Origin of the sequence: Azospirillum rugosum (genome assembly GCF_017876155.1) — a bacterium.
In the GTDB taxonomy this organism is placed as follows: Bacteria; Pseudomonadota; Alphaproteobacteria; order Azospirillales; family Azospirillaceae; genus Azospirillum; species Azospirillum rugosum.
Window position 1 is genome coordinate 52,754 of sequence record NZ_JAGINP010000007.1, and the last position, 26,901, is coordinate 79,654.

Below are 26,901 nucleotides of genomic sequence, written 5' to 3' on the forward strand. Positions count from 1 at the left end.
CGCGCCCTCACTCTTCCGTGTGGTCTTTGGTGTTGCGGTGCGCCAGGTAGGCGAGGCCGCCGAACACCACCGCGGGGCCGATCATGCCGGCGTAGAGCGTGTGCTGGATGCCTTCCGACAGGGTCGGATAGCCGGTCTCCGGCACCTTCGTCGGCAGGTTCAGCTTGTCGAAGGGCACCGCCGACACGGCCAGGCACTGGGTGCCGCCCAGCTCCTTCTCGCCGTAGATGTGCGTCTGGTAGGCGGCCTCAACCAGCTTCTCGTGGCCCGACCGCGCGCCGCCGACCTTGCCGGCGATGTCGCCGCGCGGGAAGTGCGTGTACTCGCCCGGTTTCAGCGCGGTGCGGCGCTTGGCCTCCTTCAGCAGCTCGTCGGAGCGGCCGAACAGCGTGGCGCCGGTGGGGCAGACGTCGGCGCAGCCCGGCAGCTCGTTCTGGGCGAGCCGCTGCTTGCACAGCTGGCACTTCTTAATCTCGCCGAAGGCGTCGTTGTAGTCGTACTTCGGCACGCCGAACGGGCAGGACAGCACGCAGTAGCGGCAGCCGATGCAGGCGTCCGGGTTGTGGCTGACGATGCCGCTCTGCGGGTCCTTGGTCATGGCCGAAACCGGGCAGACCGACACGCAGGACGGATCGGCGCAGTGCAGGCACTGGCGCTTGATGAAGGCGAAGCCGTTCTCCGCCGCATCCTTGGTGGCGCCGGTGCCGTGGACGTAGGCCTTGATGACGTTCAGCGTCTTGGCCGACAGCTCCACCGGCGTGTCCCAGGTGGGGTTGCCGGGGGCGCCGTTCCACGCCTGCTGCTCCGGCCCCACCTCGGGCGGCATGTGGTTCACGTCCTTGCAGGCCGTGACGCAGGCCTTGCAGCCGATGCACAGCGTGCTGTCGTACAGCAGGCCGACGGCCTCCGGCGGCAGGGGCTTGGGCGGGCGTTGCAGCGCGTTGGCCTCAGGCGGGGCGGCCACCACGGTGGTGCAGGCGGCCGCCGTCGCGGCGGCGGTGCCCTTCACCGCGTTCCTGAGGAAGCCGCGCCGGGAAACCGATGTCTTTCTCTCAGACGTCTTTTTCTCAGACATGGCGCGACCTCACTCCGCCGGGGTGGAGGAGGACTCGGATTTCTCGTCCTGCTTGCCGAGGCGGCTGGAGATCACCGCACCCGCACCCACCGCGGCACCGGCGATGCCGGCGACGACCGCGGCGGCCCCCGCCGAGATGCCCTCGCCCTTGTCGGTGGCGACCGCCGGGTAGCTGTTCGGCGGGGACACCGATTTCAGCGACGCCAGCTCATGGATGCTCTTGGTGAAGCCCACGCCCTTCTCGGTGCAGCCGAAGCAGGGGTGGCCGGTGCCGACCGGCCAGGTGCCCTGGCCGACGTCGTTGAAGCCGATGGACGGGCAGTTCGCGTAGGTCTCCGGGCCCTTGCAGCCCAGCTTGTACAGGCAGTAGCCCTGGCGGTGGCCGGTGTCGCCGAACTCCAGCGCGAAGCGGCCGGCGTCGAAATGCGGGCGGCGCTCGCAGTTCTCGTGGATCAGGCGGCCGTAGGCGAACTTCGGGCGCATCTTGTCGTCCAGCTCCGGCAGCTTGCCGAAGGCGACGAAATGCAGGACCAGCGACAGGAAGTTGTAGGGGTTCGGCGGGCAGCCGGGGATGGTGACGACCGGCTTGTCCTTGATGATTTCGTTCAGGCCCACGGCGCCGGTCGGGTTGACGCCGGTGGACGGCCAGCCGCCCCACGACGCGCAGGACCCGATGGAGATCACCGCGGCCGCACCCTTGGCGCATTCCAGCACGGCCTCCTTGAAGGTCTTGCCGGCGACCTTGCAGTAGACGCCGCCGTCCTTAGTCGGCACGGCACCGTCGGTGACCATCAGGTACTTGCCCCAGTTGGCCTTCATGGCCTGCTGCTTCCAGTTCTCGGCCTGGTGGCCGGACCCGGTCATCAGCGTCTCGTTGTAGTCGAGCGAGATGGTGTCGAGGATCAGCGTCTCGAGCGTCGGGTGGTTGGTGCGCAGCAGCGTCTCGGTGCAGCCGGTGCAGGCCTGGCCGGACAGCCAGATCACCGTCGGGCGCGGGGCGGCGACGGCGGCGTTGGCGATCTTCACGCCGAAGGCGGGGGACAACCCGAGGGTCGCGGCCACGCCGGTGCAGTATGTCAGGAATTCCCGGCGCGACATGCCGGCGAGCGCACCTTCGTACTCGTCGAGATCGCCGATGTGCTCGGCGTCGAGATCCACATGACCATCGGGCATGACTTTCCCCCAAAGACCCTTCATTAGGACCGCAGGCCGCCCTTATGGACCGTTGTGGCCCGGGCGCCGCAAGCGCGACACGACGCAACGCGCCGCGGCAGGGCCACGGCACGGCATTTTCCCCATATTTTGTATGGGTATTTTGACGCGAAGCGCTCCGCGTCATTGCACCAGTTGTCTCAGGGGGCGGGCATTGATCTACATCAAACGAGCGATTTGATGCGTAAGCATCGTTCTTTTGCCGTGCAGCAATCGCAACGTTGCGTCGTTGGAGGGGAATCCCCGGTCCGAACGCCCTCGCCCCTCCGGGGAGAGGGAGGGGACCCACCGCGCAGCGGTGGGGAGGGTGAGGGGGCTGGCGCGCTCGCGCGCCGCCAAGGGGCATTCTGCCCCTTGGCAATCCCCTGGCACAGGCAAGCCTGTGCTGCCCCCTCACCCTAACCCTCTCCCCGGAGGGGAGAGGGAAAACGCGCTACGTCATGAAACTAGCATTGTTGCCCAGGTCCCCCCCAGGTCCCCACCCCAGGCCATCTCCCACCATCCCCGCGGCACGCTCCTTGCTTTAATTTGTACAACAAACAATACGGGGAGGAAACACGATGGCGATGTCGGTCGACCTGCGGCACAAGCTGCCCGCGATGATTGTGTCCGCGTCCTTTGTCTCCATTCTTGCGGCCGGTGTCCTCGGCTATGTCTCGGCCGCCGACAGCCTGAAGGCGGGGGAGCGCAACAAGCTGGAAGCGCTGGCCGCGGCCCGGCAGGCCACGCTGTCCGACTATCTGGACAGTCTGAAGGATGACGCGCTGGTGACGGCCAACGTGCGCATGCTGCGCGACGGCTTGCTGGGGATGGTCAACGGCTACCGGCTGGAGGCGGCGAACGGGGCGGCCGACGCCATCGTCCGGCGGAAGTACCTCGACGAGAATCCGAACCCGCCGGACCAGAGGTCGAAGCTCGACCAGGGCGGAAACAGCATCTACGACTCAAGCCACGGCAAGATTCACCCCTGGCTGCGCGAACTCGCCGCCGGGCGCGAGTACGACGACATCCAGCTGATCGCCCCGGACGGGACGGTCCTGTACAGCGTCGCCAAGCGCGACGACTTCGTGACGAACCTGAAGACCGGCCCCTGGAAGGACACGGCGCTGGCCGATGTCTTCGCGCGGATCAGCGCGGAGCCGAAGGCCGGGCGCGTCGCGATGAGCGACCTGACCGCCTACGCCCCGGCCGGCGGGCGCCCGACCGCCTTCATCGCCAGCCCGATCACACTCGCCACCCCGGCGGGGGAAGAGCAGCTCCTGGGTGTGCTGGTGCTCGTCCTGTCGGACGCCAAGCTCAACCGGATCATGCAGGCGGCCCAGGGGCTGGGCGCCACCGGGGAGACCTATGTGGTCGGGGCCGACCGGCTGCTGCGCAGCAACTCCCGGCTGTCCGCCGCTCCGACGGTGCTGTCCACCCGGGCAGACAGCGACACGGTCGCGGACGCGCTGGCCGGGCGCGGCGGCGTGGGCGAGACCCGCAACCACCGCAGGGCTGAGGTGATCTCCGCGTATCGCCCCATCGACCAGCTCGGCCTGCGCTGGGCGGTGATGGCGGAGGCGGAGCTGGACGAGGTGCTGGCCCCGGTCGCGGAACTGCGCAACCGGATGGTGCTGGGCGGGCTGCTCCTGCTGGCCGCGCTGTCGGCGGCCGGCCTGTGGTTCGCGCGCGGCGTCACCGGCCCCCTGTCGGCGATGACCGAGGCGATGCGGCGGCTGGCCGGCGGCGACCACGCGGCGGACGTCCCGGCGCGGGAGCGGCGCGACGAGATCGGGGCCATGGCCGCCGCGGTGCAGGTCTTCAAGGACGCGCTGATCCAGACCGACCGCCTGCGCGCGGAGGAGGAGGAGCGGCGTGCCCGCCAGGATCGGCGCACCCGGACCGTGGAGGGCCTGACCGCCCGCTTCGACGCGGAGGTCAGCGGCGTGGTCCGCACCGTCGCCGACGCCGCGGTGGAGTTGGAGGCGACGGCGCAGTCCATGCGCGCCATCGCCGACCGGACCAGCGGGCAGGCGGCGACGGTCGCCGCCTCCGCCGACCAGACGTCCGACGGCGTGAACACGGTCGCCGCGGCGACGGAGGAGCTGTCCGCCTCCATCCAGGAGATCGCCGGGCGGGTCGCGGACTCCGTCCGCATCACCCGCAACGCGGTGGAGGAGGCGCAGCGCACCAACAGGGTGGTGGAGGCGCTGGTCCAGGCCGCGGGCAAGATCAGCGCGGTGGTCGGCCTGATCGAGACCATCGCCAGCCAAACCAACCTGCTGGCGCTGAACGCCACCATCGAGGCGGCGCGGGCCGGTGACGCGGGCAAGGGCTTTGCGGTGGTCGCCAACGAGGTGAAGGGCCTTGCTGCCCAGACCGCCAAGGCGACCAGCGAGGTCAGCGGCCTGATCGGCGACATCCAGGCGGCCAGCGACACCGCCGTGTCGGCCATCGGCCGCATCGCCACGATCATCCGCGAGGTGGACGGCATCTCCGCCGTCATCGCCTCGGCGGTGGAGCAGCAGGGGGCGGCCACGGCGGAGATCGCTGAGACGGTCCAGCGCTCCGCGGCCGGGGCGCAGACGGTGTCCACCACCATCGTCGGCGTCAGCGAGGCCGCGGGCAAGACCGGGGCCGCCGCCTCCGACATGCTGGCCTCCGCGCAGGGGCTTGCCCGGCAGGCCGACGCGTTGCGCGGCGAGATCGACCGCTTCCTGGGCGCGATCCGCAACGTGGAGGCGGCGTGAGGCAACGAATTGTTGCAGGAACCCTTGATCCAGATCAGGGCAGGGAGGGCCGAGGACCAATACCTTTTGCTGAGAGTTGAGACCTTGGTATCGGTCGTGGGGTGATCCCGCGGCGCCCCGGGTCGGACAGCACGAGGTGCCCACCATGACCTTCTCCGTTGCCGCCACCGCCGAGAGCATCGCCGCCGTTCCGGTGTCCATCCCCGCACCGGCGGTGGTGTCGGGTTCCAGCGCGGCGACGGAGAAGGGCCGTTGCGCCGGCTGCTCGGTGCGGAGCAAGGGGCTGTGCGCCGCCCTGCCGGCGGAGGAGCTGCCGGAACTGTCCGCCGCGTCGCGCACCATCAACCTCCTGTCGTCGACCCCGGTCGTGCTGGAGGGGGCGGAGGCCGACAGCGTCTTTACCGTCGTGTCGGGCATGCTGAAGCTGTACAAGACCCTGCCCGACGGCCGGCAGCAGATCACCGGCTTCGCCACCGCCGGCGACGTGATCGGGCTGGCGGTGGGCGAGGCCTACGCCTACACGGCGGAGACGGTCACCGCCTCCACCGTCTGCCGCGCGCCGCGCTCGGCGCTGCACCGGCTGATGGAGCGCCGGCCGGCCGTGCAGGCGCGGCTGCTCGCCATGACCTCGGTGGAGCTGTCGGCGGCGCAGGACCAGATCCTGCTGCTCGGCTGCAAGACGGCGGTGGAACGGGTCGCCAGCTTCCTGCTGGCCCTGTCGCGCCGTTCCCGCCCGCTGCCGGACGGTTGCCCCAGCGTCTTCCTGCCCATGCCGAAGGTGGACATCGGCGCCTACCTGGGCCTGCGCCCGGAGACCCTGTCCCGTGTTCTGCGCAAGCTGGAGGACGCCGGCGCCATCACCCGCCTGACCAACGACCGCATCCGCCTGGACGACGCCGCCGCGCTGGAAGCCACGGCGACGCTCGCGGCGTGAAAACCCCTCTTCTTTCCCAAGATGTGCGCATATGCTGCTGTGAATTTGGTGGTGGTAAACGCAACAATAAGCCCCTCTCCCCTTGTGGGAGAGGGGTTGGGGTGAGGGGGCGTTACGGGCGCAAGCCCGGAGAAAATTTTACTTTACGTCGCTTTTGATTGTATCCGGCCGGCCTGTGGCCGGCGCCACCCTCACCCCAACCCCTCTCCCCTCAAGGGAGAGGGGCTTTTTCTTCGCCACAACATCACCGTCAGACTGCGCAGACCGTGTGCATACCGAAGCTCTCCCGCCCCCGGCGGGAGAGAGAGCGTTTACCCCACCGTTTCTGTCGGTGCCACCGCCGCATCCGGCGCGGTGAAGCGGGTGCCGGGCATGCGGAAGAGGGAGCGGTAGCCGCCGGCGCGGTTGATGTCCAGCTGCGCCTGGACCTGCTGCGCCAATGCCTCGATCAGGCGCTTGCCCAGGCCCTTGGCGCGCTCTCCGGTCTCGGAGCCGACGCCGTCGTCGCTCACCTCGAAGACGACGTCGTCGCCCTCGCGGAACAGGCGGATGCGGACGGTGCCGGAGCGGCCGTCGGGGAAGGCGTGTTTCAGGCTGTTGGTCACTAGCTCGTTGGCGATGAGGCCCAGCGGCATGGCCGTGTCCAGGTCGCAGACCAGCGGCTCCACCGCGGCCTCGATGCAAACCGGCTGGCCGACGTGCAGGGCGGCCAGCCCCTGGCCCAGCTCCGCGAAATAGCTGCCCAGGTCGATGCGCCGCAGGTCCTGCGCGCTGTACAGCTGCTCGTGCAGGCGGGCCATGGCCTGGATGCGCTGGCCGACGGCGGCGAAGCCCTCGCGCGCCTTTTCGTCCGCCACCTGCGCGGCCTCAAGCTGCAAAATGGCGGTGATGGCCTGCATGTTGTTCTTCACGCGGTGGTGCACCTCGCGCAGGAGCATCTCCTTCTCCTGGAGCGAGGCGCGCAGCCGCTCCTCCGCCAGCCGGCGGGCGGTGATGTCCAGGATGGTGCCGAGCAGGCGCACCGGGCGCCGTTCTCCGGTCGCGGAAGCGCCGGACTCGAAATGGGTCTGCCCCTGGGTGCTCAGCCAGCGGACCGCGCCGTCGGGCTGGAGCGCGCGGAACTCCGCCTCCAGGCGTCCGTCGCCCTCCGGCGCCAGGGCGGTGCGCACCGCCGCCTCGACCACCGCGCGGTCGTCCGGGTGGACCGCCTGCAGGAACCGCGTGTAATCGACCGCGCTGCCCGGGGCCAAGCCGAACAGCGCGTAGGTCCGCTCCGACCACAGGATGGCGTCGCGGGCCATGTCCCAGTCCCAGGTGCCCAGCCCGGTCGCCTGCACGGCGAGCCGCAGCCGCTCCTCGCTCTGCCGCAGCAGCGTTTCGCTGGACTGCCGCTCCTCGGCCAGAGTCGCCTCGACCTCCCGCGCCTTGCGCTCGGCGCTGCGCCGGGCCAGCGCGGAGGAGGTCAGCGCCAGCGCCAGCACGATGCCCGTCACGCCCGCGACCTGGAGCGCCAGCACCGGCGCCTCGACCGGCGACGCCTCGAACCAGCGCTGGGCTTTCCCCTCATGGAAGGTGAAGGTCGCCGCCGCCATGCCGACGAAATGCATGCCGATCACCGCAGCGCCCATGGTCACCGCGCCGATGGCGCGCTGCGCGCGCGTCCGGATCGCGCCGGCCAGCCGCAGGGCCGCGGTGGCCGCCGCGACGGCGATCAGCGCCGACAGGGCGACCAGCCCCGGATCGTAGGTGACGACGCCGTCCATGGTGATGGCCGCCATGCCGACGTAATGCATCAGCACGATGCCGCCGCCCATGACCAGCCCGCCGAGCGCCAGGCGACCCCAGGCCAGCCCGTCGCGCGCGGTGAGCGCCAGGGCGCCGCCGGTCACGACGATGGGCAGCGCCAGCGACACCAGCGTGATGGTCAGGTCGTAGGCGACGGGGACCGGCGTCACCAACGCCAGCATGGCGATGAAGTGCATCGACCAGATGCCGCCGCCCATCGCCACCGCGGCCGCCCCCAGCCACGCCCACCGCGCGGCGCCCGCGGTGGCCCGCTGCCGGCCCGCGAGGTCGAGCGCGACGTAGGCGGTGAAGACCGCCACCGCCACCGATAGGGCCACCAGCAGCGGCTGGTGGTGACTGCTCACATGCATCCGACGCCGTCTCCAACCCGGCCGCTCCGTCGATGACCGGTTGGGCCGGCCGCGGGGGCGGCGGGCCGTCCGGTTCGTTCGAGGATAGGGCGCCCGGACCCTTGTTCTCTTCCTGTTGCGCGGGGCAGGCCGACATACCGGAGCGACCGAGTCGGCTATTGCTTAAGGGCACCATCAGTTCTTATCGTTAAGGAGTAGTAAATTGTAAAATTACTCTAAAGTGTGCAGCCATGCGCTAAGGGCTGGTCAGCCAATACATATCAGAAACAATAATCGGAAGATGGAAGGCGTCGTTGGGGGCAGATGAAACCATTGGCAAAGATCGCCCTGTGGTTGCTAGGGCATCAGGCGCAGGCGTGGCTATTTTGGACTTCAATTCTCTTCTGGAATTTTCCAAGCGAACTCGGGGAAATGACGCGCTGAGGAGCGCATAAGTATTATCAAGGGCATTATGCGTTGCATCTCCCCTTCGCTGTGGCATGAACGTCCCACCAAGAACGAAGAACGCCAACGGAATGGCGGTGTCGTAATTGCTGCTCTTGAGACGGTATCGACCGCCCGGGTGCATTGGTTGCGGTCGCCGCCCAACAGTATTCGTGATGCCACACTACTCCCGCTTGTTTCTCTTTCTCGTGGCGGCCGTTATCCCGCTTGCGGCGCTGCAATTCATGATGCAATACAACGTGCGGCAGCATCGCGCGGTTGAGATCCAAAACGACGTGGTCCGGCTTCTCCACCTCGTTGACGCCGAACAGCAGCGCATCGCCGCCGACGCGCAGCATGTCCTGGCGGCGGTGCTCGAATCCGGAATTCCGCGCACCGCACCGGTGGATTGCCAGGCGACGCTCGCCCGGATGAAGGCGCGCTACCCCGCCTATCTGACGATCGAGGTCGCGGACCGTGAGGGCACCGTCTGGTGCTCCACCGACCCGCGGACGCTGGGGATCTCGGTCGGCGACTACGGCACCTTCCAGGAGGCCATGCGCTCCAACGGGATCGTGCTCGGCGAATACGCCGTCGCCCGCGGGATCGGGCGTCCGATCCTGCCCTTCCGGATGGGCTACCGGGGGCCCGACGGCGCCATGGCGGGGGTGGTGACCGTCCTGCTCGACGTCGGCTGGCTGGAGGACGACCTGACCCACCGCAACCTGCCGGCGGGCATGGCCATCCTGCTGACCGACCGGAACGGCATCGTCATGGCCCGGGTGCCGGCGCGGCCCGAGGCGGTCGGCCGCCCGCTGCCGTCCGACATGCTGCGCACCCTGCTGTCGGCGACGGACACGCAGACCATCGAGGTGGTGGGGCTGGACGGGGTCCGGCGGATCGTCGCGGTATCCCCGCCGCGGACGGGCTGGCGCGGCACGATGCTGGCCGTCGGCGTGGACCGCGACGCGGCGATGGCCCCGGTGAACGAGGCGATGATGCAGTCGCTGGCCTATTTCGGCGGGACGCTTCTGCTCTGCTGCCTGGGGGCCACCTGGGGCCTCCGCCAGTTCCTGCGCATGCGCGAGCGGATGCACGACACCGCGCTGGAGATGGCCTCCGTGCTGGAAAGCACGACCGACGCCGTGGCGGAGGTCGACCGCGACTGGAAGGTCGTCTTCCTCAACGACCGGGCGAAGGCGCTGCTTCCCTACTCCTCCTCCCTGTATGGCCGCAACGGGTGGGAGGCCTTCCCGGAACTGGTCGGCGGCACGGCCTGGGACCGCCTGAACCACGCGATGATGGAGCGCGAGCCGGTGGAGTTCGAGCTGCTGGGCCCGACCACCGGCCTGTGGTTCGCGGCGCGCGCCTTCCCGTCGCGCAAGGGGCTGGTGATCTATTTCCAGGACGTCAGCCAGCGCAAGCAGCACGAGGAGGAGCGCACGCGCCTCAACCGGCAGCTGGAGGAGGAGCGGACGCTCCTGCGCGCCGTGCTCGACCATATGCCCTCGGGCGTTCTGGTGGCGGAAGCGCCGTCCGGTCGCATCGTGAAGGTCAACGCCGCGGCCGAGCGGATGCTCGGCCAGCCGCTGCCCCGCGTGATCGGGGCGGAGCGCCTGTACGACGTGCCGATACCCCCCGGCTTCGGGCCGCATCGGCCGGACGGTACCCTCTACGGCGGGGGGGAGACCCCGCTGGCCCGCGCCCTGCTGGCCGGCGAGGTGGTGGAGCAGGAGGATCTCGACTACCACCGCGCCGACGGCGGCGTGGTCACCCTGTCGGTCAGCGCGGCGCCGGTCCGCGACGCCGACGGGCGGGTCGTGCTCGCCATCTGCACGCTGCGCGACGTCGGGGAGCGCAAGGCCATGGAGATGGCGCTCCATCAGGCGAAGGAGCAGGCCGACCAGGCCAACCGCGCCAAGTCGAAGTTCCTGGCGGCGGCCAGCCACGACCTGCGCCAGCCCATGCAGTCCATGTTCCTGTTCAGCGGCATCCTGCACCGCCACGTGACGGGGGAGCAGGGCCAGCGCAGCCTGGAGATGCTGGAGCGCGGGCTGGACACGCTGAAGGGCCTGCTGGACAGCCTGCTGGACGTCTCCCGCCTCGACGTCGGGGCCATCGAGCCGCGCATCGAAGCCGTGGCGCTGGCCGGGCTGGTCGACGAGATCGTCGCCTCCTACACGCCGATCCTGGAGAGCAAGGGGCTGTCCTTCCGCGTGGCCGGCGACCGGGCGGTGTCGGTGCGCAGCGACCGCGTCCTGCTTGGCCGCATGCTGCGCAACCTCGTCGAGAACGCCGTGAAATACACGGAGCGCGGCGGCGTGGAGATCGGTCTCCACTTGCTTGACGGCAAGGTGCGCGTCGAGGTGGCCGACACCGGCATCGGCATTCCGCCGGACCAGCTGGACCAAATCTTCGCGGAGTTTCACCAGGTCAACAACCCGGAACGCGACCGCGCCCGCGGCCTGGGGCTTGGGCTGGCCATCGTCCAGCGCCTGTCCGTCATCCTGGACCATCCGGTGGAGGTCCGCTCGCAGCCCGGCCGCGGATCGGTCTTCACCATCGACCTGCCGCTGGACCAAGCGGAGGCGGAGCCGCCGCCCAACGAGGCGCAGCCCCGCGGCGACGGCCGGGCGCCGCTCGCCCTCCTGGTGGACGACGACGCCATCGTTCTGCTGGGGCTTCGCGACATGTTCCGGGAATGGGGCTACGAGGTGCTGATCGCGGGCTCCACCGACCAGGCGGTCGAGCGCGTGCGGGAGGCCGGGCGCTTCCCCGACGCGATGCTGGTCGATTACCGCCTGCGCGAGGGACGGGTGGGGACGGAGGCGGTGGTGCGCATCCGCGCCATGGCCGGCGCCCCTGTGCCGGCGATGATCCTGACCGGCGAATCCGGCCCGGAGTGCGAGCAGGACGCGGCGCAGCACGGGTTGAAGGTCGTGCGCAAGCCGGTCACCCCGCGCCAGCTGCGCCGCGCCCTGGACCGCGCGCTGGAGGCCGGCCGGGCGAAGGACCTTCAGGGCACCCCGTCCTGACGGGCCGTCTGGACGGGGACTTCGCCCTGGCCGTATCCAGCGCGCGGGGCGGGCATGCTGCTGCTGGTGGGCGGGTGACTTGCGGAGAGGTCAGCGCTTGGCCAGCCCCGCCAGCACCTTGTCCGGGGTGATCGGCAGGCTGCGGAAGCGGATGCCCGTGGCGTGGTGGACAGCGTTGGCGATGGCGGGGGTCACGCCCACTGCGGCGATCTCGGCCAAGCCCTTGACGCCCAGCGGGTTCACGTGCGGGTCGTGCTCGTCCACGAAGGTGACGTCGAGGTGCGGGACGTCGGCGTTCACCGGGACGAGGTATTCCGCGAGGTTGGCGTTCATCACCTTGCCGAAACGGTCGTCCCACTCGCTCTGCTCGCTCAGCGCCATGCCCAGGCCCAGCACCATGCCGCCGACGCACTGGCTGCGCGCCGTCTTCGGATTGATGATCCGGCCGGAGCCATAGGCGCCGACCAGCCGCGGCACGCGGACGGTGCCGAGGTTCGGGTCCACGCGCACCTCCGCGAAGATGGCGCCGAAGGCGTACATGGAGAATCGCTTCTGCTCGATGCCGGGGGCGGCGTCGGCCTCCACATCCACCTGCGGCAGGCCGTGGCGGCGCAGGATGCCGGCGTAGTCCGCCCCGCGCACCGGGTCCACGGCGTTGGACAGCGCGCGCATGCGCGCGCGGGCGGCGACGCAGGCGGCCTGCACGGCGGAGCCGACGCTCGCCATGGTGATGGAGCCGCCGTGCACCGGCGCCTTGGGCAGGTCGGTGTCGCCCAGCTCGAACCGCACGCGCTCGACGGGCAGATCCAGAGCCTCGGCCGCGACCTGGGTCATGGCGGTGTAGGTGCCCGGCCCCATGTCGCTGGCCGCACTGCGCACCACCGCGGTACCGTCGTCGCGGATGACCACCGACGCGCTGGCCGCGGCGCGGTGGGTGGGGTAGACCGCGGTCGCCATGCCCCAGCCGACCAGCTCCCGCCCGTCGCGCATGCTGCCGGGGGCGGCGGAGCGGCCGCTCCAGCCGAAGCGCTCCGCCGCCGTGCGGTAGCAGTCGCGCAAGCCCTTACTGGACCAGGGCAGGTCCTTGTTCTCGTCGCGCTCCGCGTAATTGCGCAGGCGCAGCTCCAGCGGGTCGATACCCGCAGCCTCGGCCAGCTCGTCCATCGCCATCTCCAGCGCCAGCACGCCGGTGATCACCCCCGGCGCCCGCATGGGGCAGGGGGAGTTGATGTTCATCGGCGCCAGCCGGTAGGCGGTGCGCAGGTTCCGGCAGGAATAGAGCATGGCGGTCGGCTCGACCGTCGTCTCCGCGTAGTCCTCGTATTGGGAGGTGTGGCCGACCGCCTCGTGGATCACGGCGGTCAGGCGGCCGTCGGCCTCGGCGCCCAGGGCCACCCGCTGCACCGTGCGCGGGCGGAAGCCGATGGCGGAGAACAGCTGGCGCCGCGTCAGCTCCAGCTTCACCGGACGGCCGGCCATCTTGGCGGCCATGGCGGCCAGCGTGACGTGCGGCCAGGTGCGCAGGGCCGAGCCGAAGGCCCCGCCGACGAAGGGGGAGACGACGCGGATGTTCTCCTCCGGAATGCCGAAGACGTGGGCGATCTCCGCGCGGTCGTTGCCGACCCACTGTGTCTTGTCCCACAGCGTCAGCCGGTCGCCGTCCCAGGCGGCGATGGTCACGTGCGGCTCGATGGCGTTGTGGTGCTCCATCGGCTGGTCGTAGGTGGCGTCGACGCTGACCGGGGCGGCGGCCAGCGCCGCGTCCGCGTCGCCGCGCGCGAGGTCGGTCGGCTTGCCGGCGCCGGGCTTGCGGGGGCTCTTCGCCGCCTCCTCGAAGCGGGTGACGGCGGGGGTAGGGTCGTATTCGACGCGGACGAGGGCGGCGGCGTGGGTTGCCTGCTCCAGCGTTTCCGCCACCACGACGGCGATGGGCTGGCCGTTGAACTGGATCTCCGGCCCCTGGAGCACGCGCAGCTGGTCGCCCGCCTGCGGGTCCACCTGCGGGCGCTGGGCCATGCTGTTGTAGGGCAGGCGCGGCGCGTTGTGGTGGGTGGCGACCAGCACGACGCCGGGGGAGGCCTCCGCCGCGTCGGCGAACAGGGCGCGGATGCGGCCGGCGGGGATGCTGCTGGTCACCACCGCGGCGTGGGCGAGGCGGTCGGGCCGGAACTCCCCGGCGTAGGTGGCGGCACCCGTCACCTTGGCGCGGCCGTCGACGCGGCTGACGGGCTTGCCGATCACGGCGGAGGACTGGTCCGTCATGCGCAACCTCCCAACTCCATCAGGGCGCGGGTGACCGTGTGCTTCAGAAGCTCGACCTTGTAGGCGTTGTCGCCGCGCGGCTGGGCGCCGTCGGCGGCGCGGTCGGCCGCCGCCTTGAAGACCTGGGGGCCGGGCGCCTTGCCGATCAGCAGCGATTCGACGGCGCGCAGGCGCCAGGGCTTGGTGCCGACCCCGCCCACGGCGACGCGGGCGTCGCGGATGGTGCCGCCGTCCATGTCCAGCCCGACCGCGGCGGAGACCAGCGCCCATTCGAAGGTGGCGCGGTCGCGCACCTTCACGTAGTGGGACCGGCTCGCGCAGCCGGACGCCGGGATGTGGATCGCGGTGATCAGGTCGCCGGGCTGGAGCACCGTTTCCATGTGCGGGGTGTCGCCGGGCAGGCGGTGCAGGTTCTCCACGGCGACCTCGTCCTCGCCGTCCGGCCCCAGGATGGACACGCGCGCGTCCAGCGCCACCAGCGCCACCGCGAGATCCGACGGGTGGGCGGCGATGCAGCGGTCGCTGGTGCCGAGGATCGCGTGGATGCGGTTCAGCCCGTCCAGCGCGGAGCAGCCGGTCCCCGGATCCCGCCTGTTGCAGGGGGTGGTGACGTCGCGGAAATAGGGGCAGCGCGTGCGCTGGAGCAGGTTGCCGGCGATGGTCGCCATGTTGCGCACCTGCGCCGAGGCGCTCTCCAGCAGGGCCTTGGACACGACCGGCCAGTCGCGTTTCACCCGCGGATCCTCGGCCAGCTCGCTCATGCGGACCAGGGCGCCGACGCGCAGGCAGCCGTTCTTCTCCACGATGCCGCCGAGGTCGAGGCCGTTGATGTCGATGAGTTCGGCCGGCGTGCGCACCCGCTCCTTCAGCAGTTGCAGCAGGTCGGTGCCGCCGGCCAGGATGTCGGGGTGCGGCGGGTGGCTGCCCCGCGTGGTGACGTCCTGCGGCGTCTGGGCGGCGGTGTAGGCGAAGGGGTGCATCGGGCGTCAGCCTTTTTGGGCCGCGGCTGCGGCCTTCACCGCCTCCACGATGTTCACGTAGGCGCCGCAGCGGCACAGGTTGCCGCTCATGCGCTCGCGGATGGCCGCGTCGGTCGCCGGCACGCCCTCGTTGAGCAGGCCGACCGCCGCCATGATCTGGCCCGGCGTGCAGTAGCCGCACTGGAAGGCGTCGTGCTCGATGAAGGCCTCCTGCACCGGGTGCAGTTTCCCGTCGCGCTCCAGCCCCTCGATGGTGGTGATGGCGCGGCCCTGCTGGGTCGCCGCCAGCGTCAGGCAGGAGACGACGGGGCGCCCGTCGACCAGCACCGTGCAGGCCCCGCACTGGCCGAGGTCGCAGCCCTTCTTGGTCCCCGTCAGGTTCAGGTGGTCGCGCAGCGCGTCCAGCAGGGTCGTGCGCACGTCGAGGTGCAGCGTGTGCGGCGCGCCGTTGACGTCCAGCGTGACGTCGGCCGTCATGACGGCGGTCAGGGGGGTGTTCTTCGCCGGGTCGGCCATGGAGTCTCCTGTCGGGCAATTGCCTGTCGGGCAGCAGCCGCCCCTTCCGGAACAGGCGCGGTCCCGACCGGTTCCCCAGCCCGTCGCAGGCGACACCAAGCGGGACGTTCCGTGTTGTCCACGGGTTAACCGTTGCCCCAACCGGATACGCGGCATGGAAAATCTGCTGTTCCAGCTCCTTCCCCGGACACCGCGCTCGCTCTGGGTGCGCTACGGCGTCACCGTCGCGGTGATCGGCGTGGCGACGGCCTTGCGCTACAGCCTCGACCCGGTGCTGCGCGCCTACCCGTTCCTGCTGTACATCCCGGCCATCTTCCTGGTGTCGCTGCTGTTCGACCGCGCGTCGGGCTACCTGGCCGTGGTCCTGTCCTGCGTGGTGACGCTCTACCTGTTCATCGAGCCGAAGTACCAGTTCGCCATCGCCAGTCCCGGCGACCAGCTGGCCTTCATCATCTACACCGGCCTCGGCTTCGCCATCGCCGCGGTCACGGAGACGCTGCGCAAGACGCTGGACGCGCTGCACGACGCCTGGGAGAAGGTGGCCGCCGCGGACCGGGAGAAGGACCTGATGCTGCAGGAGATCCACCACCGCATCCGCAACGACCTGCAACTGATCGTGGCGCAGCTGTCGCTGGCCGCCATGCGGTCGGACAACACCCAGGACATCGTGGCGGGGACGATCGACCGCATCGGCGTGCTCGCCCGCGTCTACACCCGCCTGCGCCGGATCGAGGGCGCCAGCATCGTCAACGCCAAGGAGTTCCTGGAGAGCCTGGTGGAGGATTTGCAGGCCGGCATGGTGGGCGTGCGCCCCATCGCGCTGAGCGCGCGCGTCGACAGCCTGGACCTGGACATGGGTACCGCGGTTGCGGTGGGAACCATCGCCAACGAGCTGGTCACCAACGCGGTGAAGTACGCCTTCCCGGACGGCCGGGCCGGCTGGATCGACCTGACCTTCCGGATGGAGGACGGGGTTTGCATCCTCGACGTCCGCGACAACGGCGAGGGGCTGTCGTCGGCGGAGCCGAAGGGCACCGGCCTCGGCCGCCAGATCGTCCAGCAGCTGGCCCTGCAACTGCGCGGCACGCTGGAGATCCGGCCGAGGGAGGAGGGCCCGGGGGAAAGCGGTGGGGTGCAGGCGACCCTGCGCTTTCCCGCCGGGTCGTGAAACCCTCTTCACTGCGGGGACCGGGGCCGATTTTTAGGATTTCCGTCATCCCCGCGAAGGCGGGGATCCAGAAAACTCCGCACAATAGCGCCCGTGTGGTCTGGATCCCCGCCTTCGCGGGGATGACGGATTCTATGACCGAGATCCCTTGATGCGATAGCCGTGTTTGCGGGGAGAAAGAGTTTTCACCCCAGCGCCGCGGCGGCGTGGCGCAGGTGGTCGTCGATGAAGCTGGCGATGAAGAAATAGCTGTGGTCGTAGCCCGGCTGCATCCGCAGGGTCAGCGGGTGGCCGGCGGCGTCGGCCGCCTTCTTCAGGTTTTCGGGCTTCAGCTGCCGTTCCAGGAAGCCATCGGCGTCGCCCTGGTCCACGAGGATCGGCAAACGCTCCTTGGCGCGGCCGAGCAGGGCGCAACTGTCCCACTCCAGCCAGGTCGCGTAGTCGGTGCCGAAGAAGCGCTCGAAGGCCTTTTCGCCCCAGGGCACGCTTGCCGGGTTGCCGATCGGTGCGAAGGCCGACACGGAACGATAGCGGCCCGGATTGCGCAGCGCGCAGACGATCGCCCCGTGCCCGCCCATGGAATGGCCGGAGATGGAGCGGCGGTCGGTGACCGGCAGTTCGGCCTCCACCAGCGCCGGCAGTTCCTGCACCACATAGTCGTGCATGCGGTAGTGCTTCGCCCAGGGCTCCTGCGTCGCGTTGACGTAGAAACCGGCGCCGAGCCCGAAGTCCCAGGAGCCGTCCGGGTCGCCCGGCACGTCGGGGCCGCGCGGGCTGGTGTCCGGCGCCACGATGGCGATGCCGAGCTCCGCCGCCGTCCGCATGGCGCCGGCCTTCTGCATGAAGTTCTCGTCCGTGCAGGTCAGGCCGGACAGCCAGTAGAACACCGGCACCTTGCCGCTTTCGGCCTGCGGCGGCAGGTAGACGGCGAACACCATGTCGCAGTCCAGCACCGCGGAGCGGTGGCGGAAGCGCTTATGCCAGCCGCCGAAGCAGCGGTTCGCCGCGATTTGAGTCAGGGCCGTGTCCATCATCCCCCCTTGTTTTGGCTTTTTTGTAGGTTGGGTGGAGCGCCAGCGGAACCCAACATCCCCCGTGGTGGGGAGGATGTTGGGTTGCGCCTGCGGCTCCACCCAACCTACGGAGGTTCGTTACTGACCGTAGAGGATGACGGAGCGGATGCTCTTGCCCTCGTGCATCAGGTCGAAGGCCTCGTTGATGTCCTCAAGGCCCATGGTGTGGGTGATGAAGGTGTCCAGTTCGAACTCGCCCTTCAGGTAGCGCTCGACGTAGTCCGGCAGCTCCGACCGGCCACGCACGCCGCCGAAGGCGGAGCCGCGCCAGACGCGGCCGGTCACCAGCTGGAAGGGACGGGTGCTGATCTCCTGCCCGGCGCCGGCGACGCCGATGATCACCGACTCGCCCCAGCCCTTGTGGCAGCACTCCAGCGCCGCGCGCATCACCTGCACGTTGCCGATGCACTCGAAGCTGTAGTCCACGCCGCCGTCGGTCATCTCGACCAGGACTTCCTGGATCGGGCGGTCGTAGTCCTTGGGGTTGACGACGTCGGTGGCGCCCAGCTGCTTGGCGATCTCGAACTTGTCGGGGTTGATGTCGATGCCGATGATGCGCGAGGCCTTGGCCATCACCGCGCCGATGATCGCCGACAGGCCGATGCCGCCGAGCCCGAAGATGGCGACGGTGGAGCCCGGCTCCACCTTCGCGGTGTTGCGCACGGCGCCCATGCCCGTGGTGATGCCGCAGCCGAGCAGGCAGACCTTCTCCAGCGGGGCGGCCTTGTTGATCTTGGCGACCGCGATCTCCGGCAGGACCGTGTATTCGGAGAAGGTGGAGGTGCCCATGTAGTGGAAGACCTCGCGCCCCTTCGCGGAGAAGCGGGTGGTGCCGTCGGGCATCAGCCCCTTGCCCTGGGTGGCGCGGATCGCCTGGCACAGGTTGGTCTTGCCGGACAGGCAGAATTTGCACTTGCCGCATTCCGGTGTGTAGAGCGGGATGACGTGGTCGCCGACGGCGACGGTGGTGACGCCCGGCCCGACCTCCTCCACGACGCCGCCGCCCTCGTGGCCCAGGATCGAGGGAAAGATGCCTTCCGGATCGGCGCCGGACAGGGTGTAGGCGTCGGTGTGGCAGACGCCGGTGGCGACGATGCGCACCAGGACCTCGCCCTGCTTGGGCGCTGCGACCTCGACCTCTTCGATCTCCAGGGGACGCTTCGCTTCCCAGGCAACCGCCGCGCGTGACTTCACCATCCCACCGTCTCCGTATTCTGGTTGTTTGCTGCCAGGGAAGGTGGACCGGCGCGCGCTTTTTGGCAACGCCGCACCGGTGGAACATCCCAGCCCTTTGGGCATTGAAAAAGGTGTGCCAGGACTGTTGAGGGATTTTTGATGAACATTGATTTGTCCGCAGCCGCCGACCGCATTCAGTCGATGCTGCACGGCGCCATCGCGTTGCTGCCGAACCTGATGATCGCCGTTCTGGTCTTCATGATCTTCCTGGTCGTCGCCCGGATGGTGCGGTCGCTGGTGCTGCGCCTGATCGGCCGGCATGCCTCGGCGGGGCTGGAGCGGGTGCTGGGCCGGCTCGTGCAGGGGGCGGTGACCATCGTCGGCCTGTTCGTGGCCCTGACCATCATCATCCCGACCCTGACCGCCGGAAGCCTCGTGCAGCTGCTGGGCATCAGCAGCGTGGCCGTCGGCTTCGCCTTCAAGGACGTGCTGCAGAACTTCCTGGCCGGGATCCTGATCCTGGTCACGCGGCCCTTCCGCATCGGCGACGAGATCGTCTTCGGCGGGTTCGAGGGCACGGTGGAGGACATCCAGACCCGTGCGACGGAACTGCGCACCTACGACGGGCGCCGGGCGGTGATCCCCAATTCCAAGCTGTTCACCGACGCGGTGCTGGTCAACACCGCCTACAAGGGCCGCCGGTCGGAGGTGGACCTCGCCTTCGACATCAACGCCGACCTGGACCGCGCCCGCAACGCCATCCTGACGACGGTGCGCGGCGTGGACGGCGTGCTGACCGACCCGGCGCCGGAGGTGCTGACGACGTCCGTCTCCCCGGAGAAGGCGGTGCTGCACATCCGCTGGTGGAGCCCGCCGCACCGCGGCGACGTCGCCCGCGTCCAGGACCGCGTGATGGCCGCCATCGACCGCGCGCTGAAGGACAGCGGAATCGTGAAGCTGCCCTCGGCGGCGTGATGGCAGGACAACAATGAAAAGTATAAAATTGCGGCAATCCGCTCCTTATGTGACGCATTGCCGCACATTGCTCTCTCCTTGGGAGTGATGACCGTCACATGTCCCCTTTTTGCAAGGCTGTTACTTTCCGGCGCGACCTATTGGTGACGGGCGCGCAATGCTGATCAATCTGGGGACAATAATGTCGACGATTATGGGGACCGCGGACGCGGATTACCTGAAGGGAACGCGCAATGACGATGCCCTTTCCGGGCTGGATGGCAACGACACGCTGATCGGGGGGGCTGGCGCCGACACGCTGCTTGGTGGCGATGGAGATGACCGCCTCTACATCGACGCGGCGGATCAGATCGTCAGTGGCGGTGCGGGCTTCGACACCGCCGTCGTGCGCGGAACCGCCGGCGTTACGCTGGATCTCGCCGCGACGCAGATCGAACAGGTCTATGGCGGTGCGGGCGGCGACGTCCTGACGGCCGTCGGGGCGGCCAGCAGCGTGGTGATCAACGGCGGTGGCGGCAACGACACGACCAGCGGCAGCGATTTCAACGACACCTTGCGTGGCGGCGACGGCGACGACCTCCTGCAGGGAGGCGCCGGCAATGACTGGCTGGTCGGGGGGGCCGGTTTCGACACGCTGCTGGGCGGCGATGGGGACGACCGCATCTACATCAGTGGCTACGGCGATTGGGTCGACGCTGGCGCCGGCTATGACACGGTCGTCGTGCAGGGAACCGATCCCGTATACCTGGACCTTGAGGTCTCGCAGGTCGAACGCGTCTATGGCGGCGGGGGCGACGATTACTTCTATGCCGATTTCCGCTCGGTCGATGTCGAAATCAACGCGGGGGCCGGCAACGACTGGCTGATGGGAGGCAGCGGCAACGACACGCTCCGCGGCGGTGCCGGGAACGACTTTTTCGAAGGCGGCGAGGGTGCCGATGTGATCGCCGGCGGGGCCGGCATCGACACAGCCTATTTCAGCCGCTCCCAGGCGGGCGTCACGGTGAACCTCGCCACCGGCATCGGGAGCGGCGGTGTCGCGGATGGCGACCGGTTGAGCGGGATCGAGGACGTTTACGGGTCCTATTACGGCGACAGCCTGATCGGAAACGCCGCGGCCAACAAGCTGACGGGGTGGGAAGGCAACGATACCCTGTCGGGCGGGAAGGGCGACGACACCCTCATCGGGGGTTCGGGCAATGATGTCCTGATCGGTGGCGCAGGTGGCGATGCCTTCCGGTTCCTCCGCTATGATGCGGGAACCGACGTCATCAGCGACTTCCAGACTGGGGTGGACCGCATCGAACTGGAAGGTTGGTCGTTCGGCAATCTTCCCGATGGTCCGCTGGACGCGAGCCTTTTCGCGCTGAACGCGCCGGCCGATGCCGACGACCGCTTCATCTTCAACACCGCGACCGGCGTCCTGTCCTACGACTTTGATGGCAACGGCTCGGGTGCGGCGGTTGCGATCGTGGCGCTCAATGTCAGGACGCTGTCCGCCTCGGACATCGTGTCTGTGCCCTACGGTTCATAACGCCTTCCGGCCTGTGATGCGGCGAGCGGTGGCTCGCCGCATCATTCGGCTGGAGATCTCTGCCCCGTTCGCGGGCTGCTTCAAGAGCGCTCAGCAGGAGGTCTGGCGCGGAACGCGCTCCACCTCCAGGCCGAACAGCGGGCGCAGGCGGGTGCCCAGCACGTTGCCGGCCAGCGCCGCGACGATCCACACCCAGCCGTGCAGGCTGCCCGACGCGATGCCGCTGAAATACGCCCCGATGTTGCAGCCGTAGGCGAGGCGGGAGCCGTAGCCGAGCAGCACGCCGCCGACCACCGCCGCGACCAGGGAGCGCAGGGGCAGCTTCCACACCGGCGCGAACTTGCCGGCGAGGCCGGCGGCGAACAGCGCGCCGACGATGATGCCGAAGTCCATCACCGAGGTGACGTCGGCCAGCACGCTGTCCTGCAGCGACTTGGCCTGGGCCGGCGGCTGCCAGAAGGGCCAGGAGGCGACATCGACGCCGAGCGCGCCCAGGCCCTTGCTGCCCCACAGCGCGAAGGCCGACGTGATGCCCCAGGGGCGGCCGGCCAGCGCCAGGGTCGCGAAATTCAGCAATGCCAGCGCGACGGCACCCCAGACCAGCGGCCAGGGGCCGCGCATGAGGCGCTGCACGCCCTCCGTGCGGGCCGGCGCGCCTTCGACGAGGCGGCCGTGCGCGCGCTTCTCCAGCGCCACGGTCACGGCGTAGACGGCGGCGAAGACCGCGAGGTTGACGGCCAGCGCCAGCGGCCAGCCCCAGGCGGAGACCAGCGAGACGGGCGCGAAGGTCGGCTGCGTCTGCCACCAGGGCAGGTGGTAGGCGCCGAGCACGGATCCGACGACGAAGAAGAACAGCGTGACCAACATGCGCGTGCTGCCGCCGCCGACGGTGTAGAGCGTGCCGGACGCGCAGCCGCCGCCCAGCTGCATGCCGATGCCGAACAGGAAGGCACCGGCCACGACGGAGACGCCGACCGGCGACACCAGCCCCTTCACCGGCGTGCCGAACAGCGTCCCCGCCGCAAGCACCGGGAAGAACAGCGCGCAGGCCACCGCCAGCATGACCATCTGCGCCCGCAGGCCGGCCCCGCGCCGGTCCGCGATGAAGACGCGGAAGGCGGAGGTGAAGCCGAACAGCGCGTGGTAGAGGACGAGGCCCATGGCCCCGCCGATCAGGTACAGCGCCGCCTGCGTGCCGGAGACGGAATCCCCGATCCACAGGCCGCCGCCCGCCAGCGCCAGCAGCGCAGCCCCGGCCACGCGCCAGTCGATCCCGGGCACAAACGCGGCCGGGCCCGCCGCCCGGCCGAGTGTCACGTCAGCCATGCCGACTCTCCAATTCACACAAGAAAATGTGTTTGAAAGGTTTAAGAACGCTCAAGGAGCAGTAGATAATGGGACGGGCTTTCCGCGGAAGGCTTTCGTGTGCATCCCTGTCCTGCGTTCGCCGGGTGTGTGAAATTAACCGGCGTCGGGGAAGGCGCGCCGGGCCAAGCGGCCGAGCGTCAGGCTCTGCACCACGATGGTGAAGGCGACCACGGCGTAGCAGACGGTGAGCAGCGCGTCCCGGTGCGGGCTGTCGGGTAGGGACAGCACCAGGGCCACGGCGATGCCGCCGCGCACGCCGCCCCACACCAGCACCGCGGTGGCCGCCGCCTTGCGCTGGTAGCGGGCGTGGGCGAGGACCACCGGCACCACGCTGGCCAGCCGGGCCGCCAGCGCGACCGCCGGTGCCGCGAGCGCCGCGAGAAGGACCGCGCCGCTCCACGACGACAGGATCGCCGCTTCCAGCCCGACCAGCAGGAACAGCATCGCGTTCAGGATGGCGTCCACCATCTGCCAGAAGGTCTTCAGGATTCGGCCGGCCTTTTCGGAGGACACGTGCCGCTCCGCCGTGGTGCCGATCAGCAGGCCAGCCGCGACGACCGCGATCGGCCCCGACACCTCCAGCCGCAGCGCGAGGCTGTAGGTCGCGGCGGCCAGCGCCAGGGAGATCGACAGCTCAACCGACGCGTCGTCGGCCTGCTTCTTGGCCCAGAAGGCGAGGGAGCCGGTCGCCAGGCCGAGCAGGATCCCGCCGACGGCCTCCTTCACGAACTCCCAGGCGACCCCGCCGACGGTCACGTCGGCCCCCGTCCCCGTGGCGACGCCCAGCAGAACGGTGAAGAGGACGACGCCCACGCCGTCGTTGAACAGGCTTTCCCCGGCGATGGCGGCGCGCAGGCCGGCGGGAAGGGGGGAGCGCTCCAGCACCGCCAGCACGGCGACCGGATCGGTGGGGGCGAGCGCCGCGCCGAGCACGAGGCACCAGATGAACGGGACGGGATGCCCCAGCCAGCCGAACAGCAGCCACATCGCCGTGCCGAACACCGCCGTGGAAATGACCACCGACAGCGAGGCGAGCGCCACCACCGACCAGCGCCGGCTCCACAGCTCCTCGCTGTCCTGCTCGATCGCGCCGGCGAACAGCAGGAAGGCCAGAGCCCCCTGCAGCAGGGTCTCCGGCAGGTTGGCGGAGGTGATCAGCCTCTGTTCCCAGTCGCGGACGCCCTCGGTGCCGGGCACCAGGGAGGCGGCGAGGCTGGTCGCGAAGGCGACGCCGAACGCCAGCAGGAACACCCCGACCGTCCCCGGCAGACGAAGCCAGCGGTGGCTGGCGAAGCTGAACAGAGCCGCCAGGGTCAGCAGGATGGACACCAGTTCGAACAGGCCCATGGGCTCCATCGGGTGATAGGGGGATCAGCGGGAATGCACGGGCAGCCCAACAGGGCGGGGGGCGTTGTATTCCGGAGCCGGAACGACAGGCGTCATCGCAGCGTCACTTGACTTGGCCCGAGCCTTGCGCTGACTTGGCCCGCGCCTTAGGCGCCCTGCGTATCCCCGTTCGCCACCTCATTTACCGGTTTCCATGCCCGACCAGATGCCCGCCCTGTTGATCGACTCCGCCTCCCGCCACTACGCGGGCACCGCCGCGCCGGCGGTGGACGGGGTCACCCTCGACGTCGCCGCGGGGGAGTTCCTGGCGCTGCTCGGGCCCTCGGGCTGCGGGAAGAGCACGCTGCTGCGCATGGTCGCGGGGTTCGAGCGGCTGGACGCCGGGCGGATCGCCGTCGGCGGGCGCACGCTGTCCGGTCCCAGCACCCACGTCCCGCCGGAGGAGCGGCGGATCGGGCTGGTCTTCCAGTCCTACGCGCTGTGGCCGCACATGACGGTGGACGGCAACGTCGCCTACCCGCTGGAAACGGCGCGCGTGCCGAAGGCCGACCGCGAACGGCGCGTGCGCGCCGCGCTGGAGACGGTGGGCCTGACCGGCTATGAGGCGCGGCGGCCGGCGGAGCTGTCGGGCGGCCAGCGGCAGCGCGTCGCGCTGGCCCGCTGCCTGGTCATGAGCCCGGAGTTGGTGCTGCTGGACGAGCCGCTCGCCAACCTCGACGTGCACCTGCGCGCGGCGATGGAGGAGGAGTTCGCGGACTTCCACGCCAAGACCGGCGCCACCATGGTCTATGTGACGCATGACCAGGCGGAGGCGATGGCGCTGGCGACGCGCATCGCGGTGCTCGACCGCGGGCGCCTCGCCCAGGTGGCGCCGCCGCGCACCCTCTACCGGGAGCCGGCCACCCCCATGGTCGCGGGCTTCGTCGGGCAGGGCGCGGTGGTGGAGGGCGCGGTGCTGACGGCCGCAGCGGAAGGCCGCTGCCGCGTGCGGCTGTTCGGTGCGGAGGCGGTGGTCCGCTGCCGCTCCGGCCAAGGGGAGGGGCCGGCGCTGTTCTGCCTGCGCCCGGAGGATCTGGAGCCCGACCCGCAGGGGCCCATCACGGCGACCGTGGTGCGCGCCGCCTACAAGGGCGGCTTCGTGCTGGTCGAGGCGGAGCCGGCGGAAGCGCCCGGCGTCCGCCTGACGCTGCGGGTCGGCGGCGACGCCCACGTCGCGCCGGGGGAAGCGCTGCGGCTGGCGATCCGGGACGGGTGGGTGGTGCCGGAGGGTGACGGCGCGGCCGGGTGATTCGTCGCGCCGAACATTCGTGCCCAACTTTCGCTTGGTCACGGGCGGCCTTGGTGGTTTATAGCGGGGCGTTCCGCAACCAATCCGCTGCCGGTACCCCCATCATGAGCGACACCGCTGCCCCCCTGGCTGCCCCTCTGTTCGACCGCGTTGCCATCCTCGGCATCGGCCTGATCGGCTCCTCCCTGGCGCGGGCGCTGACGGAGTATGGGGTCGCGGCGCATGTGGTCTGCGCCGACCGCAGCGCGGAGGCCTGCGCCAAGGCGATGGAACTGGGAATCGTGGAGCGGGCGACGACCGACCTCGCCGAGGCGCTGGACGGCGCCGACCTCGTCGTGCTGGCGACCCCGGTCGGCAGCTTCGCGGAGGTGGGGGAGCGCATCGGGCCGCTGCTGCGCCCCGGCACCATCGTGACCGACGTCGGGTCGGTGAAGCAGGCGGTGCTGCGCGACGTCGGGCCGCACATGCCCGAGGGCGTGCACCTGATCCCCGGCCACCCGGTGGCCGGCACCGAGCATTCCGGCCCGGAGGCCGGCTTCGCCACCCTGTTCCAGGGCCGCTGGTGCATCGTGACCCCGCCGTCCGGGGCCAACCCGGAGGCGCTGGACAAGGTCGCGGAGATGTGGCGCCGCGTCGGCTCGACGGTGGAGATCATGGACGCGAACCACCACGACCGGGTGCTCGCCATCACCTCGCACCTGCCGCACCTGATCGCCTACACCATCGTCGGCACCGCGTCCTACCTGGAGGACGACACCAAGTCGGAGGTCATCAAGTTCTCGGCCGGCGGCTTCCGCGACTTCACCCGCATCGCGGCCAGCGACCCGGTGATGTGGCGCGACATTTTCATGAACAACCGCGAGGCGGTTCTGGATATCCTCCAGCGTTTCACGGAGGATCTGACCGCGCTCCAGCGCGCGATCCGCTGGGGCGAGGGCGAGGTGCTGCAGGACCACTTCACCAAGACGCGCGCCATCCGCCGCGGCATCATCGACGCCCGGCAGGCGTAAAGCGGGCTGGTCGGCCGCAGGCGCCGGTTTCCCGGCGCCTTAGCCGCCATAATCAGCGCGTAGCCCAATCAGCGCGGAGCAAGGACCATGATCATCATGCGGCCTTCCATCCGGGGCATCTGCTCGACCTTGGCGATGTCCTGGAGCTGGTCGCGCACGCGGATCAGCACGTTCATGCCCAGATCCTGGTGGGCCATCTCGCGCCCGCGGAAGCGCATGGTCATCTTGACCTTGTCGCCCTCTTCGAGGAACCGCTGCGCGGCGCGCATCTTGACGTCATAGTCGTGGTCATCAATGTTGGGGCGGAGCTTCAGCTCCTTCAACTCGATGATCTTCTGCTTCTTGCGCGCCTCGTTGGCCTTCTTCTGCTCCTCGAAGCGGTGCTTGCCGTAATCGAGGATCTTGCAGACCGGCGGGTCGGCCTGGGGCGCAATCTCGACCAGATCAAGTTCCGCATCCGCCGCCGCGTCGAACGCGTCGCGCAGGGAGACAATGCCGATCATCTCCCCGTTGGCGCCGACCAGACGGACGGTGCGGGCGGTGATTTCCCGATTGAGGCGCGGGCCTTCGCGGACCGGATCCGCGTCATAAAGCTTGGCTATTGTCGATCTCCTAGAAGTTTCACCATGCCAGTGGTGGC

General features: G+C 69.7%; 19 protein-coding genes. 8 read left to right on the forward strand and 11 right to left on the reverse strand.

What is annotated here, in order from left to right; translation table 11 throughout:
• Nucleotides 1–7: 7 nt before the first annotated feature.
• Both hybA and J2851_RS11425 read right to left on the reverse strand, forming a co-directional pair.
• Nucleotides 8–1,075 carry a hydrogenase 2 operon protein HybA gene (gene hybA / locus J2851_RS11420; RefSeq protein ID WP_209766402.1) on the reverse strand — a complete coding sequence of 356 codons (1,068 nt, stop codon included), beginning with the start codon at nt 1,073–1,075 and terminating at the stop codon, nt 8–10.
• Nucleotides 1,076–1,084: 9 nt separating this feature from the next.
• Entirely contained in the window at nt 1,085–2,248 is a 1,164-nt protein-coding gene (locus tag J2851_RS11425; RefSeq protein ID WP_209766403.1) for a hydrogenase small subunit, read from the reverse strand.
• 599 nt (nt 2,249–2,847) lie between these two features.
• Here J2851_RS11425 and J2851_RS11430 point away from each other — a divergent pair.
• Nucleotides 2,848–5,016: a methyl-accepting chemotaxis protein gene (locus J2851_RS11430; RefSeq protein ID WP_209766404.1), complete on the forward strand. Its 2,169-nt coding sequence runs from the start codon at nt 2,848–2,850 to the stop codon at nt 5,014–5,016.
• A gap of 145 nt (nt 5,017–5,161) precedes the next feature.
• Entirely contained in the window at nt 5,162–5,950 is a 789-nt protein-coding gene (locus tag J2851_RS11435) for a Crp/Fnr family transcriptional regulator (RefSeq protein WP_209766405.1), read from the forward strand.
• A 311-nt stretch (nt 5,951–6,261) separates the two neighbouring features.
• Here the strand turns inward: J2851_RS11435 and J2851_RS11440 are convergent, their stop codons facing one another.
• The gene (locus J2851_RS11440; protein WP_209766406.1) at nt 6,262–8,106 is read right to left on the reverse strand and encodes an MHYT domain-containing protein; all 1,845 of its coding nucleotides are present in this window, start codon (nt 8,104–8,106) and stop codon (nt 6,262–6,264) included.
• Nucleotides 8,107–8,825: 719 nt separating this feature from the next.
• On the opposite strand from J2851_RS11440, the gene J2851_RS11445 reads away from it, so the two are divergent.
• Entirely contained in the window at nt 8,826–11,564 is a 2,739-nt protein-coding gene (locus J2851_RS11445; protein WP_307419510.1) for an ATP-binding protein, read from the forward strand.
• A 90-nt stretch (nt 11,565–11,654) separates the two neighbouring features.
• Here the strand turns inward: J2851_RS11445 and J2851_RS11450 are convergent, their stop codons facing one another.
• From J2851_RS11450 to J2851_RS11460, 3 genes are read right to left on the reverse strand one after another with little or no spacing between them, the layout of a single operon-like run.
• Entirely contained in the window at nt 11,655–13,826 is a 2,172-nt protein-coding gene (locus J2851_RS11450; RefSeq protein WP_209766408.1) for a xanthine dehydrogenase family protein molybdopterin-binding subunit, read from the reverse strand.
• Nucleotides 13,823–14,806, reverse strand: coding sequence for an FAD binding domain-containing protein (locus J2851_RS11455; RefSeq protein WP_209766409.1), 984 nt, complete (start codon nt 14,804–14,806; stop codon nt 13,823–13,825). The genes J2851_RS11450 and J2851_RS11455 overlap by 4 nt, the downstream gene beginning before the upstream one ends.
• 6 nt (nt 14,807–14,812) lie before the next feature.
• The gene (locus J2851_RS11460) at nt 14,813–15,322 is read right to left on the reverse strand and encodes a (2Fe-2S)-binding protein (protein ID WP_209766410.1); all 510 of its coding nucleotides are present in this window, start codon (nt 15,320–15,322) and stop codon (nt 14,813–14,815) included.
• Nucleotides 15,323–15,476: 154 nt separating this feature from the next.
• Here J2851_RS11460 and J2851_RS11465 point away from each other — a divergent pair, with 154 nt between their 5' ends.
• The gene (locus tag J2851_RS11465; RefSeq protein ID WP_209766411.1) at nt 15,477–16,490 is read left to right on the forward strand and encodes a sensor histidine kinase; all 1,014 of its coding nucleotides are present in this window, start codon (nt 15,477–15,479) and stop codon (nt 16,488–16,490) included.
• 185 nt (nt 16,491–16,675) lie between these two features.
• Here the strand turns inward: J2851_RS11465 and fghA are convergent, their stop codons facing one another.
• Together fghA and J2851_RS11475 are read right to left on the reverse strand one after the other, a co-directional pair.
• Nucleotides 16,676–17,521, reverse strand: coding sequence for an S-formylglutathione hydrolase (gene fghA, locus J2851_RS11470; protein ID WP_209766585.1), 846 nt, complete (start codon nt 17,519–17,521; stop codon nt 16,676–16,678).
• A 120-nt stretch (nt 17,522–17,641) separates the two neighbouring features.
• Nucleotides 17,642–18,757: an S-(hydroxymethyl)glutathione dehydrogenase/class III alcohol dehydrogenase gene (locus J2851_RS11475; RefSeq protein ID WP_209766586.1), complete on the reverse strand. Its 1,116-nt coding sequence runs from the start codon at nt 18,755–18,757 to the stop codon at nt 17,642–17,644.
• 141 nt (nt 18,758–18,898) lie between these two features.
• On the opposite strand from J2851_RS11475, the gene J2851_RS11480 reads away from it, so the two are divergent.
• Entirely contained in the window at nt 18,899–19,714 is an 816-nt protein-coding gene (locus tag J2851_RS11480; RefSeq protein ID WP_209766412.1) for a mechanosensitive ion channel family protein, read from the forward strand.
• A 157-nt stretch (nt 19,715–19,871) separates the two neighbouring features.
• Entirely contained in the window at nt 19,872–21,248 is a 1,377-nt protein-coding gene (locus J2851_RS11490; protein ID WP_281416018.1) for a calcium-binding protein, read from the forward strand.
• Between the two features lie 90 nt (nt 21,249–21,338).
• Here J2851_RS11490 and J2851_RS11495 read toward each other — a convergent pair whose 3' ends face one another.
• Complete coding sequence (locus J2851_RS11495; protein ID WP_209766413.1) at nt 21,339–22,574, reverse strand: YeeE/YedE family protein; 1,236 nt, start codon at nt 22,572–22,574, stop codon at nt 21,339–21,341.
• A 135-nt stretch (nt 22,575–22,709) separates the two neighbouring features.
• Nucleotides 22,710–23,963, reverse strand: a complete 1,254-nt coding sequence (locus J2851_RS11500) for a cation:proton antiporter (RefSeq protein WP_209766414.1) — start codon at nt 23,961–23,963, stop codon at nt 22,710–22,712.
• 193 nt (nt 23,964–24,156) lie between these two features.
• On the opposite strand from J2851_RS11500, the gene J2851_RS11505 reads away from it, so the two are divergent.
• Together J2851_RS11505 and J2851_RS11510 are read left to right on the forward strand one after the other, a co-directional pair.
• Nucleotides 24,157–25,251 carry an ABC transporter ATP-binding protein gene (locus J2851_RS11505; RefSeq protein WP_246500586.1) on the forward strand — a complete coding sequence of 365 codons (1,095 nt, stop codon included), beginning with the start codon at nt 24,157–24,159 and terminating at the stop codon, nt 25,249–25,251.
• A gap of 104 nt (nt 25,252–25,355) precedes the next feature.
• Complete coding sequence (locus J2851_RS11510) at nt 25,356–26,261, forward strand: prephenate/arogenate dehydrogenase family protein (RefSeq protein ID WP_209766415.1); 906 nt, start codon at nt 25,356–25,358, stop codon at nt 26,259–26,261.
• 68 nt (nt 26,262–26,329) lie between these two features.
• On the opposite strand, the gene infC is transcribed toward J2851_RS11510, so the two are convergent.
• Nucleotides 26,330–26,863, reverse strand: a complete 534-nt coding sequence (infC, locus tag J2851_RS11515; RefSeq protein ID WP_209766589.1) for a translation initiation factor IF-3 — start codon at nt 26,861–26,863, stop codon at nt 26,330–26,332.
• Nucleotides 26,864–26,901: the final 38 nt, after the last annotated feature.